The 16301-nt window shown below is 71.5% G+C and carries 8 protein-coding genes and 3 pseudogenes; 4 read left to right on the forward strand and 7 right to left on the reverse strand.

Annotated elements, in window-relative coordinates:
- Positions 1-125: 125 nt before the first annotated feature.
- The 4 genes and pseudogenes from QT381_RS15815 to glgP all read right to left on the reverse strand — a co-directional run.
- A pseudogene (locus QT381_RS15815) lies at positions 126-1576 on the reverse strand (IS1634 family transposase); the annotation flags it as partial.
- Between the two features lie 115 nt (positions 1577-1691).
- Positions 1692-1905: pseudogene (locus QT381_RS15145) on the reverse strand (ISL3 family transposase); the annotation flags it as partial.
- Positions 1906-1924: 19 nt separating this feature from the next.
- Positions 1925-2270, reverse strand: a pseudogene (locus tag QT381_RS15150) (integrase core domain-containing protein); the annotation flags it as partial.
- A gap of 3 nt (positions 2271-2273) precedes the next feature.
- On the reverse strand, positions 2274-4826 hold the full coding sequence (gene glgP / locus QT381_RS15155; RefSeq protein WP_289249870.1) for an alpha-glucan family phosphorylase: 2553 nt from the start codon (positions 4824-4826) through the stop codon (positions 2274-2276).
- A 78-nt stretch (positions 4827-4904) separates the two neighbouring features.
- On the opposite strand from glgP, the gene QT381_RS15160 reads away from it, so the two are divergent.
- On the forward strand, positions 4905-6938 hold the full coding sequence (locus QT381_RS15160; protein WP_289249871.1) for an alpha-1,4-glucan--maltose-1-phosphate maltosyltransferase: 2034 nt from the start codon (positions 4905-4907) through the stop codon (positions 6936-6938).
- Positions 6938-9112, forward strand: a complete 2175-nt coding sequence (gene glgB, locus QT381_RS15165) for a 1,4-alpha-glucan branching protein GlgB (RefSeq protein WP_502877562.1) — start codon at positions 6938-6940, stop codon at positions 9110-9112. Before QT381_RS15160 ends, glgB begins: the two co-directional genes overlap by 1 nt.
- A gap of 154 nt (positions 9113-9266) precedes the next feature.
- On the opposite strand, the gene QT381_RS15170 is transcribed toward glgB, so the two are convergent.
- From QT381_RS15170 to QT381_RS15180, 3 genes are all read right to left on the reverse strand, one after another.
- The gene (locus QT381_RS15170; protein WP_289249873.1) at positions 9267-10274 is read right to left on the reverse strand and encodes a hypothetical protein; all 1008 of its coding nucleotides are present in this window, start codon (positions 10272-10274) and stop codon (positions 9267-9269) included.
- Between the two features lie 172 nt (positions 10275-10446).
- Complete coding sequence (locus tag QT381_RS15175; RefSeq protein WP_289249874.1) at positions 10447-11394, reverse strand: co-chaperone YbbN; 948 nt, start codon at positions 11392-11394, stop codon at positions 10447-10449.
- Positions 11391-13148, reverse strand: coding sequence for a DUF8094 domain-containing protein (locus QT381_RS15180; protein ID WP_289249875.1), 1758 nt, complete (start codon positions 13146-13148; stop codon positions 11391-11393). Before QT381_RS15180 ends, QT381_RS15175 begins: the two co-directional genes overlap by 4 nt.
- A gap of 227 nt (positions 13149-13375) precedes the next feature.
- Here QT381_RS15180 and QT381_RS15185 point away from each other — a divergent pair, with 227 nt between their 5' ends.
- Entirely contained in the window at positions 13376-15085 is a 1710-nt protein-coding gene (locus QT381_RS15185) for a coiled-coil domain-containing protein (protein ID WP_289249876.1), read from the forward strand.
- Positions 15082-16182, forward strand: coding sequence for an AI-2E family transporter (locus tag QT381_RS15190; RefSeq protein WP_353889794.1), 1101 nt, complete (start codon positions 15082-15084; stop codon positions 16180-16182). The genes QT381_RS15185 and QT381_RS15190 overlap by 4 nt, the downstream gene beginning before the upstream one ends.
- Positions 16183-16301 lie beyond the last annotated feature (119 nt).

A 16301-nucleotide genomic window follows, 5' to 3' on the forward strand; every position in this document is an offset into this window, starting at 1 on the left:
CCGCGTCCACGACGCCAACTCGTCCCTGTCACCATCACGAAGCAGCAACGCCGGAGCAGGAGAATTCGCCATGACCAATTGTCCCAAACCACCAACCATTTAGGAACTAACGACACGCGACACGAGTGCCCCGCGGTGGGGTGTAGCGTGGCGAGGATCTTGGCGGCGTCGCCCTCGGCCGGTGTGGTCGCGGTCAGTTGATGCCCGTCGATGCTGATCGTCACATCGCGCAGCGGCCGTAGTGTGCGCACGATCCGGCGAATCGTGTACCCGGTCGTCTTGTAGAGGTGCCGGCTGATCGCGAGCGCGCAGAACACGACGCTGAGGTGCGCATGGATGGAGTCGGCGCTCGAGGCGAAGATGGGCCTCGCGCGCAGGTCGGTCTTGGCCATCCGGAACGACGCCTCGACCTGGAACAGGTCGTGATAGGCCGCGACGATCTCGGCGGCGGGCACCGTCGCGACGTCGAGGTTGGTGACGTAGCCCTTCAGCCCGATGTATTGGCGGGCTTTCTCGACCCGGTCCCAGTTCACGTCGGGTCGCTGCCCGAGCGTGACGAAGCGGTCTTTCTTGGGCGCTCGGGTGCCGGCGGCGATCTGCTCGGCGCGTTCGATCTGCTTGTTCAGCGTGATGTTGTCGCGGATCTTGCGCTTGTGGGAGTACTGCCACACCACTCGTCAGCGGCGCGCGTTGCTGCCGGCGCCCATGATCCGGGTGGTTTCGACGGTTTCACCATCGATGACGATATTGCCCACCGTCTCGTAGTGCTCGGCCAGGTCGTACGGGGCCGAGGACGTTCGGGAGCCGACGATGAGGGAGAACCCGGCATCCTCGAGCCGGTTCACGTTGCTCGCGGACAGCATGCCCGCGTCGGCCACGACGACGACCTCGGTCGCTTGGTGACGTTGCCGGAACGCGTCCAGAACGGGCAGCAGGGTCAGGGTCTCGCCCTTGTTGCCTTCGAACTCGTGCACTTCCAACGGGAACCCGCCGCGATCCACGAGCAGACCGACCAGGATCTGCGGGTCAACGTCGTCACGTCATAGAGCACGACCGTGAGGGGCCCGGCTCGGGTTGCGTGGGCCTGCGCGGCCGCGGCGATCTTCGACCGCCAGTCCTCGGTGACGCTGCGGCCGAGGGTGCGCCACACCGTCGACAACGACGGCGCGCCGGGAACACCGAGCTCGTCCCACACCCGCAGCGTGTCCGCTTTCGACGTCGGCTCGACGACCCGTGCCAGGACGAGCTTCTTGAACGTGTCGTTGCCGACCGCGTCGAAACCGAGGCGCGAGTATGCGTCCTCGAGGACTTCCCACAACAGCCGCGAACGCGAACCCGTCACCGTGGGCGCGATCGTCGCCGGCTGCGGGGCGCCGAGCCCGTCGAGATCAAACGGGACCTGTCCCGCGAGTTCCTCGATCCGCTTCCGCGCGATCGTGACCAACACCGCGAGTTGGGCGTCGTCGTGAGCGGAGCCAAGATGCTCCACGATCGTGCGCACCCCGCGAGTCTTCGACGCGATCTGCACCGCCGTCGCTCCCGAGGACGTCGCCACCTTCCGCACGTAGAACCCCACCGCGGCAGGCTAGACAGCCCCGGCTAGTGCCCCACCCAGACACCAAAAACCCCAGAAACACGCGGAACTACCCGCTCAAAACAATAAAATCACACCAACATGACTCGATCCAGGCCAGGTCGATGACCACGGTCACGAGCCGATCACCTTGCCGGGTGTGCCGCCAGGCGTGCTCATCGACGTCGATCACCCTGACGCCATCAAGCCGGGTCGGGTCATCAATCAGCCGACGGTGGCCCTCGGCAAGGACCGCGGTGTTCGCGGTGTGCCAGCCGACGCCGATCCGCGACCCGCGCGACGGTGAGGTGGTCGACCACGAGCGCGGTCAGCACGCTGGGACCGACCGATCTACGGCGGGATGTCGCCGAGGCGGGACTGCAGTCGCCTGGCATTGAACCAATCGACCCAGCCGGCAGTGACCCACTCGACGTCGTCGACGGCCTTCAGCGGCCCGTTGCCGAACGGGGAACCGTCGCGGATGGCCTCGTTCTTGACCAGGCCGATCGTGGACTCTGCCAGCGCGTTGTCGGTACGCGTCGCCGACCGAGCCGATCGAGGCCGCGACGCCTTCCAGGGCGAGGGTCTCGGCGAAGGCGACCGAGGTGAATCCGCCCTGGCTGCCCGCGTCGCTGTGATGGATCAGCCCGTCTTGCACCGCATGGCGAGCACGGTCGCGTCGCCACAGGGCGACGCGAGGCTACCCGGCGATCGCGACCAGTCCCAGCTCCGCCGGCGTCGCGAGCAGCGGATGCCGCGGCACCACCCGAACCGTGTAGCCGAACGCGCCCGCGCGCTCGAGCGCGACGCTGCCCGTGAACACGGCGGGGGCCCCGAGCTCGTGGCTGTCGAGCGCGAGCGGCAGGCGGCGGATGTCGACGAGCCGGTCCTCGTCGCGGGCGCGCCCGTAGACGACCTCGACCTTGACGTCGTCGGGCGACAGCTCGCCGAGGTCGATGAGCGCGCGCACGTGCAGCTCGTCGCCGACCTGCGGCACGTCGACCCCGCCCGACTCGACGTGCCGGACGTGCACGCCGGGCCAGGCCGCCGTGACGCGCGCCTTCCACTGCGAGAGCTCGCGCGCCGGGGCGTACGACCCGGCCGAGATCGCGTCCTCGGCGTGGGACGCGGGGATGTACAGCCGCTCGACGTACTCGCGCACCATCCGGTCGGCGGACAGCGCGGGCGACAGCGTCCGCAGCGTGTGACGGATCGACTGCACCCAGCGGGTCGGCACGCCGTCGCCGTCGCGGTCGTAGAAGCGCGGGGCGATCTGGTTCTCGATCAGGTCGTACATCGACTGCGCCTCGAGCGCGTCGCGCTCGGCAGCGTCCCCCGCGGAGTCGGCGGTGGGGATCGCCCAGCCGTTCTCGCCGTCGTAGAACTCGGCCCACCATCCGTCGAGGATCGACAGGTTGAGCGAGCCGTTGAGCGCGGCCTTCATGCCCGACGTGCCGCACGCCTCGAGCGGTCGCAGCGGGTTGTTGAGCCAGACATCGGTGCCCGGGTAGAGCCGCTGCGCCATCGCGATGTCGTAGTTCGGCAGGAACACCATCCGCTCGCGGATGCCGGGCTCCTGCGTGAACTCGACGAGCTTCTGGATGAGGCGCTTGCCCTCCTCGTCCGCGGGATGCGATTTGCCGGCGACGACGAGCTGGATGGGGCGCTCCGGGTCGGTGAGCAGCGCGCGCAGCCGGTCCGGATCCTCGAGCATCAGCGTGAGGCGCTTGTAGGTGGGCACGCGGCGGGCGAACCCGATCGTGAGCACATTCGGGTCGAGCATCCGGTCCACCCAGGCCGGGTCGGTGCTGCCCGGGTTCTGCTCCTGCCACGCGGCGCGCACCCGCGCGCGGGCGTCGTCGACGAGCTGCGCCCGCAGGCGGCCACGGAGCTCCCAGAGCCGGGAGTCGCTGAGCGCGCCGGAGGCCCAGTCGGCATCCGTCGTGCTCGCCGATCCGAGCACGTCGAGCGCGAGCTCCTGCACGGCCGGGTCGGTCCAGGTCGGGGCGTGCACGCCGTTCGTGACGGACGTGATCGGCACGTCGTCGCGGTCGAAGCCGGGCCAGAGGGCGCCGAACATGCCGCGCGAGACGTCGCCGTGCAGCTTCGAGACGCCGTTCGCGCGCTGGCCGAGCCGCAGGCCCATCACGGCCATGTTGAACCGGGTCGGGTCACCGCCCTCGTAGTCCTCCGTGCCGAGGTCGAGCACGTCGGCCACGTCGACGCCGGGCAGCAGATCGGTGGAGAAATAGCGCTCGACGAGCCCGATGTCGAACCGGTCGATGCCGGCCGGCACCGGGGTGTGCGTCGTGAACACGGTGCCGGCGCGCGCGACCTGCAGGGCCTCCTCGAAGCCGAGGCCGCCCGCGATCAGGGCGCTGATCCGCTCGAGGCCGAGGAACCCGGCGTGCCCCTCGTTGGTGTGGAACACGGTCGGCGACGGCGCCCCGGTGAGCTCGCTGTGCAGCCGCAGGGCGCGCACGCCGCCGATGCCGAGCAGCACCTCCTGCAGCAGCCGGTGCTCGCCGCCGCCGCCGTAGAGCCGATCCGTGACACCGCGCAGCGACTCGTCGTTCTCCGGGATGTCGGTGTCGAGCAGCAGCAGCGGGATACGGCCCACGGCCGCCGTCCACACCCGCGCCCGCAGCGCACCTCCGCCGGGCAGCGCGAGGGTGACGTGCGCGGCGCGCCCGTCGGGGTGACGGAGCACGCTGAGCGGCAGGCCGTCGGGGTCGAGCACGGGGTACGACTCCTGCTGCCAGCCCTCGCGGGAGATCGACTGGCGGAAGTAGCCGGACCGGTAGAACAGCCCGACGCCGACGATCGGCACGCCGAGGTCCGACGCGCTCTTGAGGTGGTCGCCCGCGAGGATGCCGAGGCCGCCCGAGTACTGCGGCAGCGCCGCGGCGATGCCGAACTCCGGCGAGAAGTAGCCGATCGCCTCGGGCGCGTCCTCGAGCCCCTGGTACCAGCGCGGCTCGTCGAGGTAGCGATGCAGGTCGCCGAGCAGGTCGCCGGCCCGGGCCACGAACCCGTCGTCGGCGGCGAGCTCGTCGAGGCGCGACGGGTCGACGGCGCCGAGCAGCGCGACCGGATCGTGCCCGCTCTGCTCCCACACCTCCGGCGCGATCGAGGCGAACAGGCGCGCCGTGGGCTCGTGCCACGACCAGCGCAGGTTCGCGGCGAGCGCCTCGAGCGCGGACAGCCGCTCGGGCAGCACGGTGCGGACGGTGAAACGACGGATGGCCTTCACGGCACCCGAGCCTACGACGCGCCGAGTCCGGCGGGTGAATGGTGCTCGACCGCCGCCCGCGACCGGTACGTTCGGTGCATGGTGACCAGTTCCGCCAGCAACGACGCCGCGGTCTCTCCCGCCTTCCGCCCCGCGATCGGCCGCATCCCGATCCGCGACCTGTCCCCGCGCGTGTCCGAGGACCGCTGGCCGACGAAGGCCTACGCCGGCGAGGTGATCCCCGTCGAGGCGACGGTGTTCCGCGAGGGGCACGATCTCGTCGGCGGCGAGGTCGTGCTCCGCGCCCCCGACGGCAGCGAGACCGCGACACCGCTCGAGCCGGTCCCCGACGCGCCCGACCGCTGGCGCGCGCTCGTGCAGGTGACCTCCGAGGGCGACTGGAGCTACCGCATCCGTGCCTACTCGGACGACTGGGCGACCTGGCTGCACGTCGCCGAGGTGAAGATCCCCGCCGGCCTCGACGTCGAGCTGACGTTCGCGATGGGCGCGGAGCTGCTCGAGCGCAGCGCGCGCGGCGGGCGGTCGAGGGTGCTGACGGATGCCGCGGCCGCGCTGCGGGACGACTCGCGCATGTCGTCCGCCCGGCTGCAGGTCGCCGACGACCCGCGCGTGCTGCAGGCGCTCGCCAAGCGCCCCGCGCGCAGCCTCGTCACGGAGAGCGAGAGCGTCGGCATCCGCGTCGAGCGTCAGCGCGCGGGCTACGGCGCCTGGTACGAGTTCTTCCCGCGCAGCGAGGGAGCGAAGCAGCGCAGGGACGGCTCGTGGCAGTCGGGCACGTTCCGCACCGCCGCGAAACGCCTGCCCGCGGTCGCCGCGATGGGCTTCGACGTGCTCTACCTGCCGCCCATCCACCCCATCGGCGAGGCGTTCCGCAAGGGCCGCAACAACACGCTCGACCCGCGCCCCGGCGACCCCGGATCGCCGTGGGCGATCGGTTCCGCGGCGGGCGGCCACGACGCCGTGCACCCCGACCTCGGCACGCTCGCCGACTTCCGCTTCTTCGTGCGCGAGGCGGGCAAGGTCGGCCTCGAGGTCGCGCTCGACCTCGCACTGCAGGCCTCCCCCGACCACCCCTGGGTGCGGTCGCATCCGGAGTTCTTCACCGCGCGCCCCGACGGGTCGATCGCCTACGCGGAGAACCCGCCGAAGAAGTACCAGGACATCTACCCGATCAACTTCGACCGCGACCCCGTGGGGCTCCGCGCCGAGGTGCTGCGCATCGTGAGGCACTGGATCGCGCAGGGCGTGCGCATCTTCCGCGTCGACAACCCGCACACCAAGCCGCTCGCGTTCTGGGAGTGGCTGATCGCCACCGTGAACGCCGTGTCCCCCGACGTCGTCTTCCTCGCCGAGGCGTTCACCCGGCCCGCGATGATGCAGTCGCTCGCCGCCGCAGGCTTCCAGCAGAGCTACACCTACTTCACGTGGCGCAACACCAAGGAGGAGCTGCAGGACTACCTCACCGAGGTGAGCCACGAGACGAGCGGATGGTTCCGGCCCAACTTCTTCGTCAACACGCCCGACATCCTCACCGAGTACCTGCAGTTCGGCGGTGTGCCCGCATACAAGGTGCGCGCGGCCATCGCCGCGACCGCGAGCCCGAGCTGGGGCGTCTACGCGGGCTACGAGCTCGTCGAGAACGTCGCCCGGCCGGGCTCGGAGGAGAACCTCGACAACGAGAAGTACGAGTACAAGTCGCGCGACTGGGCCCGCCACGAGGCTGAGGGCCGCTCGCTCGCGCCGTACCTGACGCGTCTCAACGAGATCCGCCGCGCGCACCCCGCGCTGCACCAGCTGCGCAACCTCGACGTGCACTGGAGCGACGACGACGCGGTGCTCGTCTACTCGAAGTTCCTTCCGGCCCGGTTCGCGGCATCCGGTCGCAGCGACGGGATCGTCGTCGTCGCGAACCTCGACCCGCACTCCGTGCGCGAGACGCGCGTGCACCTCGACCCGCGCCGGTTCGGTCTGCCCTCGGACGCCCCCATCGACGTCACCGAGCTCGTCACCGGCCAGCGCTGGCGCTGGCAGGCGTCGGGCAACTTCGTGCACCTCGACGCGTTCGTCGAGCCCGTGCACATCCTGTCCATCGACTATCCGAAGGGGATGTGATGGCCCGCCCAGCACCCGTCGTCCCGGAGCTCCACCCCGACCACGTCCGCGCGCTCGTCGAGGGGCGGCATCCGCACCCGCACGACGCGCTCGGCCAGCACGCGGTGGACGGCGGCTGGGTCATCCGGGTCATCCGCCCGCTCGCCGCGAGCGTCACGATCGTGCGCGCCGACGGCACGCGCGTGCCGCTCGCGCACGCGGCCGACGGGCTCTGGCACGGCGTCGCCCCCGACCCCGGGCAGGGCTACACCGTCGAGACGACGTACGACAACGGGCCGGACTGGACCGCCGACGACCCGTACCGGTTCGTGCCGAGCGTCGGCGACATCGACCTGCACCTGTGGGGCGAGGGGCGGCACGAGCAGATCTGGCACGTGCTCGGGGCGCACTACCGGCCGCACGAGGACGTCGCCGGCACCTCGTTCTCGGTGTGGGCGCCGCACGCCCGCGCGGTGCGCGTCGTCGGCGACTTCAACGGCTGGAACGGCGTCGGCCACGCCATGCGGCGCCTCGACGACAACGGCGTCTGGGAGCTGTTCGTCCCCGGCCTCGAGCCCGGCACGGTGTACAAGTTCGAGATCCTCACCGCGGCCGGCCAGTGGGTCACGCGCGCCGACCCGATGGCGCGCTTCACCGAGGTGCCGCCGGCCACCGGCTCCCGCGTCGGCAACTCGATCTTCACCTGGAGCGACGACGACTGGCTGCGGGCGCGCGCGACCCGCGACCCGCTGAGCGCGCCGATGAGCACCTACGAGGTGCACGTCGGGTCCTGGCGCCCCGGCCTCGACTACCGCTCGCTCGCCGACGAGCTCATCGGGTATCTCGACGAGACCGCGTTCACGCACGTCGAGTTCCTGCCGCTCGCGGAGCATCCGTACGGTCCGTCCTGGGGATACCAGGTCACCGGCTACTACGCGCCGACGAGCCGGTTCGGGCATCCGGACGACCTCAAGTACCTCATCGACCGCCTGCACCGGGCGGGCTACGGCGTGATCATGGACTGGGTGCCCGGGCACTTCCCGAAGGACGAGTGGGCGCTCGCCCGGTTCGACGGGCAGCCGCTCTACGAGCACTCCGACCCGCGCCGCGGCGAGCACCAGGACTGGGGCACGCTGATCTTCGACTACGGCCGCAGCCAGGTGCGCAACTTCCTCGTCGCCAACGCGCTGTACTGGCTCGAGGAGTTCCACATCGACGGCCTGCGGGTCGACGCGGTCGCCTCGATGCTCTACCTCGACTACTCCCGCAAGGAGGGCGAGTGGGTGCCGAACGTGTTCGGCGGACGGGAGAACCTCGAGGCGATCAGCTTCCTGCAGGAGGTCAACGCGACCGCGTACAAGCGCAACCCGGGCATCGTCATGATCGCGGAGGAGTCGACCGCGTTCCCCGGCGTGACGAGGCCGACGGATGCGGGCGGGCTCGGCTTCGGCCTCAAGTGGAACATGGGCTGGATGCACGACTCGCTCGCGTACATCGAGGAGGACCCGATGTACCGGTCGTACCACCACGGCGAGATCACGTTCTCGCTCGTGTACCAGTACACCGAGCAGTTCCTGCTGCCGATCAGCCACGACGAGGTCGTGCACGGCAAGGGCTCGCTGCTCGCCAAGATGCCCGGCGACCAGTGGCAGAAGCTCGCGAACGTACGCGCGTACCTCGCGTTCATGTGGGCGCATCCGGGCAAGCAGCTGCTGTTCATGGGCAGCGAGTTCGGCCAGCCGTCGGAGTGGAGCGAGCAGCGCGGGCTGGACTGGTGGATCCTCGACCAGCCCGTGCACCGCGGCCTGCTCACCCTCGTCGGCGCGCTCAACCGCGCCTACCGCTCGGAGCCCGCGCTCTGGCAGCGCGACGACGAGCCCGGCGGGTTCGAGTGGCTGGAGAACGATCCGCAGCGCAACGTCGTCGCGTTCGTGCGCTGGGGTCACGACGTGCCGCCCGTTGTCGGCCTGTTCAACTTCGGCGGCAACCCGGTCGGCCCGTACCGCGTCGGCCTGCCGCTCGCGGGCGTGTGGGACGAGATCGTGAACACGGATGCCGTGGAGTACGGCGGGTCGGGCGTCGGCAACTACGGCGCGGTCACGGCCGCGGACGAGCCCTGGGCGGGCCGTCCCGCCTCGGCCGAGCTCACCATCCCGCCCCTCGGCGCCCTCTACCTCCGCCACCGCCCGGTCTGACCCGCGCCCCGCCCCCGCGCCCCTCCCCCGCGAATCCCGCGCCGCGAATCCCGTGCCGCGAATCCCGTGCCGCGAATCCCGTGTGAGGACGTTCTGCGCGCGTGAGGACGCCCCAGACGATCCTCACGCGCGCAGAACGTCCTCACACGGGGGCTCAGACCAGGCGGATGCGCTTCGACGTGCGCGGGACGCCCAGTCCCTCGAGTCGTTGCTCCAGGGGCCGGCGCAGCATCACGTCATCCCAGTCCCAGCGATCGAACGCGCGGACCTGACGACGGATGGCGTTCTCGCGGTTCTTCTCCGCGAGCACCCGGGCAACGGCGTCATCCGCCCGGCCGTCCGTCCCGAGGTGCCTCCCGCGACCATCCGTCCCGAGGTACTTCCCGCGACCGTCCGCCTCGCCGGCGGCGTCGACGCTCGGCCAGTAGGTGTCCAGATACGACATGGCGCTCAGCTCCGGCAGCCAGAGCCCCCGCTGGAGCACCGGCCGCTCGAAGCCCAGCTCCTCGATCGCGATGAGCTGCTCGGTTTCCAGGGGCGTGTCGCACAGCTCGGTCATCCGGGTGAACAGCTGCTCGCTGCGACGGCTTCCTTGATACGGCTTCATCCGCTCGTGTTCCGCGATCAGGAGCTCGCGGGTCGTCAGCGGCGGGATGCGGGTGAACCGATCGACGTGCAGCGCGGCGTTGGCGGCGTACAGGCCCGAGCCGATGCCGAGTCTGCGGTTGGTCTGGATGATCGTGAACTCGACGGAGGTGACCGCGATTCCGTCGACGGAGTGCGTGACGCCCGCGCCGGCGGTCGACCCGATCGCGATCACACCGGCGCGCCGATGGCCGTTCGGGTTGCCGGACATCACGTACACCTCGTCGGGCCAGCGGCCCCGCACGGGCAGACCCAGCAGCACCGCCGCGGATGGTCCGGCGAAGACCGCGCCGGGCATCGAGGCAGCTGCTGCGGCCACCAGGGCGCGATATCGGAGGCGATCACGTTCCCAGGGTGTGCGGGCCGCCGCATCCGTCTCCCGCGCGCGGTAGGCGCCCGGACGCACCCGCTCGACCTGGCCCCGTCGCACGGCCGAGCGCAATCGGTGGGCGAGGTCCAGGGTGCGGGCATCCTGCGCCAGGATCAGGTCGTTCGCGGTCGTCGGCAGCTCGTCCATCGGCTCACGGTGCCTCATCCGGAGACCGGCGGGGCCGCCCATCGTGTCAGCGGTGGACAGTCCGCGCGCCGATCACCCTGTGGACGACTCCCCCCTCTGCCGATGTGAGGACGTTCTGCGCGGGTGAGGACGGATTGCGCCGTCCTCACACGCGCAGAACGTCCTCACACGGTCAGTAGAGCAGGGAGGTGAGGCGGCGGCGGGCGGCCGACACGCGCGGGTCGTCCGCGCCCACGAGCTCGAAGTAGTCGACGAGCCGGGCACGCACGAGCGCCTTGCCGTCGGCGTCCAGGGTCGGGAACAGGTCGAGCAGGCGAGCGAACGCGTCCTCCACGTGCCCCCCGGACACGTCGAGGTCGGCGACCGCGAGCTGAGCGGCGGCCGACGCGGGCGCCGCAGCGGCCGCCTCGCGCAGTGCGGCGGCATCCGCTCCCGCGAGCCGGTCGAGCAGCTGCACCTGCGCGAGGCCCGCGACGGCGAGCTGGTCGCGCGGGTCCTGGGCGATCGCGGTCTGGTACTCGTGGATGGCGGTCGCGAAGTCGCCCGCGGCGATCGCGTCGTACGCGGCCTGGTGGTGCGGCGGCAGCGGCTCCTCGACCGGCTCGGCGTCGCCGCCGTCGGCCGGCGCGCCGTCGACCGGCACGGTGCCCGTCACGCCCTGCTGCGCCGCGACCTGCAGCACCTGGTCGAACACCTGGCGGATCTGCGCGTCGTCGGGCAGCCCCACGAACAGCTGCAGCGGGCGCCCGCCGATGAGCGCCGCGACCGCGGGCACCTCGGCCACCTGGAAGGCCTGCGCGAGCTGCGGGTTCGCAGCGCCGTCGACCGTCGCGAGCACGAGGCGGCCGCCGTACGCCGTGACGAGGGCGGCGAGCTGGGCCTGCACCCCGGCACCGTAGAACTCGACGATGACGGGCACGCGCGTCGACAGCTCGACGACGCCCTGGAAGTCGGCGTCGGTCGTCGCGACGACGACGGATGCCGCTCCCGCGGCCCCGGCGGGCGCGGCACCCGGCGCGCCGGGGGCCGCGGGCGCATCCGCTCGCCGCGCGTTCGCGACGAGGGGCGACAGGTCGATGGCGCCGCGCAGGTTCGCGGCGCTCGGCGGGACGTTCGTCATTTCTTGACCTCCGAGGCCGACACCATGCCGCTCGCGTAGCCGAGCAGCTTGACCAGTCCCCCGGTCTGGGTGATCGGGGGCACGTAGAACAGCAGTTGGTCGCTGTATTCGGCGCGCAGGCCGGTCGAGCTCGTCGACTTGCCGGAGAGCGCGCGCACGTTGTTCGGGGCGGTCACCGTCGCCCCGGTCTCGACCGGCTTCACCGTCTCGGTCTCGTCGAGGTCGACGGCGACGATCGCACCGAGCTGGACGGTCGCGAGCACGATGACGGGACCGGTGCCGGGAGCGTTCGAGAACGTGAGCTTCGCGGTGTCGGGCAGCGCCTTCCTGCGCTTCTCCTTGGCCGCCTTGCCGACGCTGTCGCGCAGCGAGTCGCTGGTCTCGTCGAACGACGCGAACCACGGGCTGTCGCTGTCGTTGATGAGGATGTCGCCGTACGCGGCCGCGAGCTGCGAGGGCAGCACCGTGAACGTCTTGAGGTCGGGGGCGACCTGGTCGGCGCCGACCTCCGCCGCGGGCACCTGGGGGATGACGGCCCCCGGCTCGAGGCTCATCGCGTACTGCACCGTGTAGTTCGAGCGCGCGTCCTGCTGCACGAGCATCATCGCGAGCGGCGACTTCGTCGCGTCGCTGTACGGCGCGACGACGAACACGGTGCGCGGCCACGACTCGCTCTTCTGCGGCAGCAGGATCTGCGGCGCGCCGTCGGGGATCGCGGCGACCGCGGGCTCCTTCTTGTCGTCCTTGCGGATGGTGTAGTTCGCGCGGCGGAGCTCCAGGGCCGGGCCGGTGAAGCGCGTGGCCGCGAGGTCGCCGTCGAGGTCGGCGTCGGCCTTGTCGGCGACCGAGCGGATGCGGCTGAGGATGACCCGGGCCTGCCGCTCGCTCACGACGGGCGGCGGGGTGGGCGCGGCATCCGTCGTCGCCGTCGCGGTCGGCGTCTCGACGGGCACCGGGGCGGGCTCGAACGTGCAGCCGGCGAGCACGACGGCGCTCGCGACCGCGACCGGCACGACGAACCCGAAACGGGTGGAGCGCCGCCCGCGGCGCGACGAGGGCAGCGGCTTCGCGCGCTTCGACGGCTTGTAGCGCGGTCGCTTCGGCAGCTTGGGCATCCGCGGCGACCTGCGGCGCGGGCCGCGCACGATGCGCAGCCGGATGATGCTCCACAGCAGCAGCGCGAGGCCGACGACGAGCAGCGCGCCGCCCGCGATGAGCAGCGGGCCCGCCCACGGGGTGTCGTTCTCGACCGGCCAGCTGATCGACACGTCGGCGGGCGCGGGCGCCGTGCCGTCGGAGGCGATGAGCATCGTCTTGGGGCTGTTGGCGTTGCTGAGCAGCACGTCGGGGTGGATCGTGCCGGTGCTCGAGTACTCGCTCGTCCACAGGTCCGATCCGGCCGGGTTCGGCACGGTGGCCTCGGTGCCGGTGTGCAGCTTCCCGTCGAGCTCGCGGGTCTCCAGGTTGTAGCTCAGCGAGGTGTAGCTGGCGTCGCCGATCCAGGCGAGCACGTCGGAGGTGCGGCCGATCGAGGCGAACACGGGGGCGTCGGCCGCTCCCGTGATGGTCACGCGCTGCGTGTTCGGGAACGTCCCGAGCACCGACGCGTCGATGATCGTGACGGGCGCGGTCGAGTCGAGGTGCACGGATGCGGTGACCCGGTCCGGCAGCTTGAGGATCGTCTGCTGTGCTACGCCGATGCCGATCAGGACGGTGGCGACGACGATGCTGACGATCGCGACGACGAATCGCACGGACGTTCTCCTCTCACCCCGCTCGTCGGTCGGGCACCGCATCCGTTGGGCGACGGTGCGCGGGCGTGCCGGGCGGCGGCACAGACGGTCCACGATATCCGACGCCGGGTGCCCGCACCCAGGCGCGACCTGGGAGGCTCCACTCGCCGGCCGACGTGGAGTAGGGCCCGATAACGCCGACCGCCTACACTCGGACCGACCCACCACTCTTTCCCGAGGAGCACGTCTTGGCAGCAGATCAGGCCGAATTCGGCACCGAGATGCGCGGATACAAGAGGGATGTCGTCGACAAGGCCGTGCAGGACCTGCGACGCGACCTCATCAAGGCGAACGCCGACCGCGCCGAGGCGCAGAAGGAGGCCCGTCGCCTCGCGGCCGTCGCGGAGGACCTGCAGGCCGAGCTGGACGAGACCGGCACGCCGACCTACAGCGGACTCGGGCACAAGCTGGAGAACACCCTGCGCGTCGCCGAGGAGCAGTCCACCCGGCTCATCTCGCAGGCCGACATCGATGCCGAGAAGCTGCGGGCCGCCGCTCGCGCCGAGGCGCAGCAGGTGCTCGCCGAGGCGCAGGAGCAGGCCGAGTCGCTGCTGACGGATGCCGCCGCGCGCGTCCAGCAGACCGCCGACGCCGCGCGCGCCGAGTCGGAGAGCCTCGTGGCGCGCTCCCGGCAGGAGGCGCAGGTCGTCGTGGACGACGCCCTGCGCGAGGCCGCCGGGGTGCGCGGGGCGGTCGCCACGGAGACCGCTGACGCCCGCGCCACGAGTCGCCGCGAGGCCGCCGCGCTGCGCGCCGAGGGCGAGCGGGAGGCCGCGGAGCTGAAGGCGATCGTCGCCCGGGAGAGCGAGGAGGCCCGGGAGGCCGCCGCGCGGCTCGCGCGCGACGCTGAGCACGGCCGCGCCCAGTTCGAGGCGGAGAGCGCCCGCTCGCGCGAGGACCTGGCCCGCGAGCTCGCCGACGCCCGGTCCGCCCTGGAGCGCGACGCCGCGGCGACGCGCGAGCAGCTCGCCGCCGAGCTGTCCGCGACCCGCGCCGGGCTCGAGCACGAGCTGTCCACGGCGCGCGCCGCGCTCGAGGCCGAGGTCGCCACCACGCGGGCCCAGCTCGCCGGCGACGTCGAGGCGCAGCGCGAGGCCGCGGAGTCCTACGCCGCGTCGACGCGCGCGCAGGCGGACGCGGACGCCGCGGCCGCCCGCGCCGCGGCCGAGCACGAGGCGGGCGCCGTCCGAGCCCGGATCGAGGCCGAGCGGGCCGCCGTGACGGCACAGCTCGACGCCGAGGCCGAGGCGACCCGCGCCGCCCTCGCCGCCGAGGCCGACCAGGCGCGGGCCGCCCTCGCGGGCGAGATCGACGAGCAGCGGGCGGCCCTTGCGAGCGAGCTCGCCGCGAGCCGCACCGCGCTCGCCGAGGAGGTCGCGACCACCCGCGCCCAGCTCGCCCACGACGTTGACGAGACCCGCTCCCGCATCGCCCTCGACGCCGAGCAGGCCCGTCTCGACCTCGACGTGGAGATCACCGCTCGCCGCGACGAGGCCGAGAAGGAGCACCTCGCCAAGCAGCAGGAGGCGTCGCTCGAGATGGACCGGTACCTGCGCGACGCGGGCGCCCAGCTCGAGGACGCCAATCGCCGCGCCGCCGAGAAGCGGGCCGAGGCCGCGAAGCTCGAGGACGACGCGAACGAGGCCGCGCGCCGCATCCGTGACGAGGCGGACGCCTACGCCGCCGACGTCCGCGGCCGGGCCGATCGGCACGCCGCCGAGTCGCTCGGGTCGACGCAGGAGGAGGCCCAGCGCCTCATCGCGGATGCCGAGGACCGGCTCTCGCAGATCCGGATCGAGCGGGAGACCGTCGCGAGCTACTTCGAGAATCTGCGTGGCATCCTCACGCAGGCCGAGAAGGTGCACGCCGACACGGCGGCGACACTCGCCGACGAGTGACCACGACCGACAGGGGCCGCGTGAAACTGCAGAACCCGTTCCGTACCGGGCTCCTCGCGGGGCTCGGCGTGCTCGTCGCCGTGCTGATCGGCGCGGCGGTCGGCAACCTGGCGGCCATCATCACCTACGTCGGCGCGGCGCTGTTCCTGGCGCTCGGCCTCGACCCGCTGGTCAGCTGGCTCGAGCGTCATCGCGTGCGGCGGCCGTTCGCCATCCTCATCACCCTCGTCGGCGTGCTCGGCGTGTTCACCGGCCTCGTGTTCGCCCTCATCCCGGTGATCGTCGAGCAGGTGCAGACCATCACGACGTTCATCACCGACACCGTGATCCCGACCGCGAAGTCGACCTCCGACCTCAACGAGTTCCTCGAGAAGGTGGCGCCCTGGCTCGACCGGAACGTCACGTCGTTCATCGTCAACGGCGTCACGGACTGGGTGAGCGACGGCAACAACATCACGGCGCTCACGAACGGGGTGCTGTCGGCGGGGGTGGCGACCGCGAACGGGGTGTTCGGCGGCATCATCGTGCTCATCCTGGTGATCTACTTCGTCTCGTCGCTCGCCACGATGAAGCGCGGCATCTACCAGCTCGTGCCCGCCTCCAAGCGCGAGACGTTCATCGACCTCTCCGAGCAGATCAGCCAGGCGGTCGGCCGCTACGTCATGGGGCAGGTGTCGCTCGCGCTGATCAACGGCGTGATCTCGATCATCCTGCTGTCGTCGCTCGGGATCACCTACGGCGCGCTGCTCGCGTTCATCGCGTTCCTCGGCTCGCTCATCCCGCTCGTCGGCACGCTGAGCGCATCGCTCGTCATCATCCTGTCGACGTTCCTGTTCACCGACCTCGGCACCGACGGCTACTGGCACACGATCGTGGTCGCGATCTGGTACCTCGTCTACATGCAGATCGAGTCGTACGTGCTCAACCCGCGCATCATGGCGCGCGCGGTCAAGGTGCCGGGCGTCATCGTCGTCATCGCCGCGCTCGTCGGCGGCACGCTGCTCGGCGTGCTCGGGGCGCTCATCGCGATCCCCGTCGCGGCGTCGGTGCTGCTCATCGTGAACCAGGTCATGGTGCCGAGGCAGGCCGAGCTCTAGTGTCGCGTGTCGTTAGTTCCTAAATGGTTGGTGGTTTGGGACAATTGGTCATGGCGAATTCTCCTGCTCCGGCGTTGCTGCTTCGTGATGGTGACAGGGACGAGTTGGCGTCGTGGACG

The sequence above is a fragment of the Galbitalea sp. SE-J8 genome (genome assembly GCF_030345695.1).
Lineage (GTDB): Bacteria > Actinomycetota > Actinomycetes > Actinomycetales > Microbacteriaceae > JAUASV01.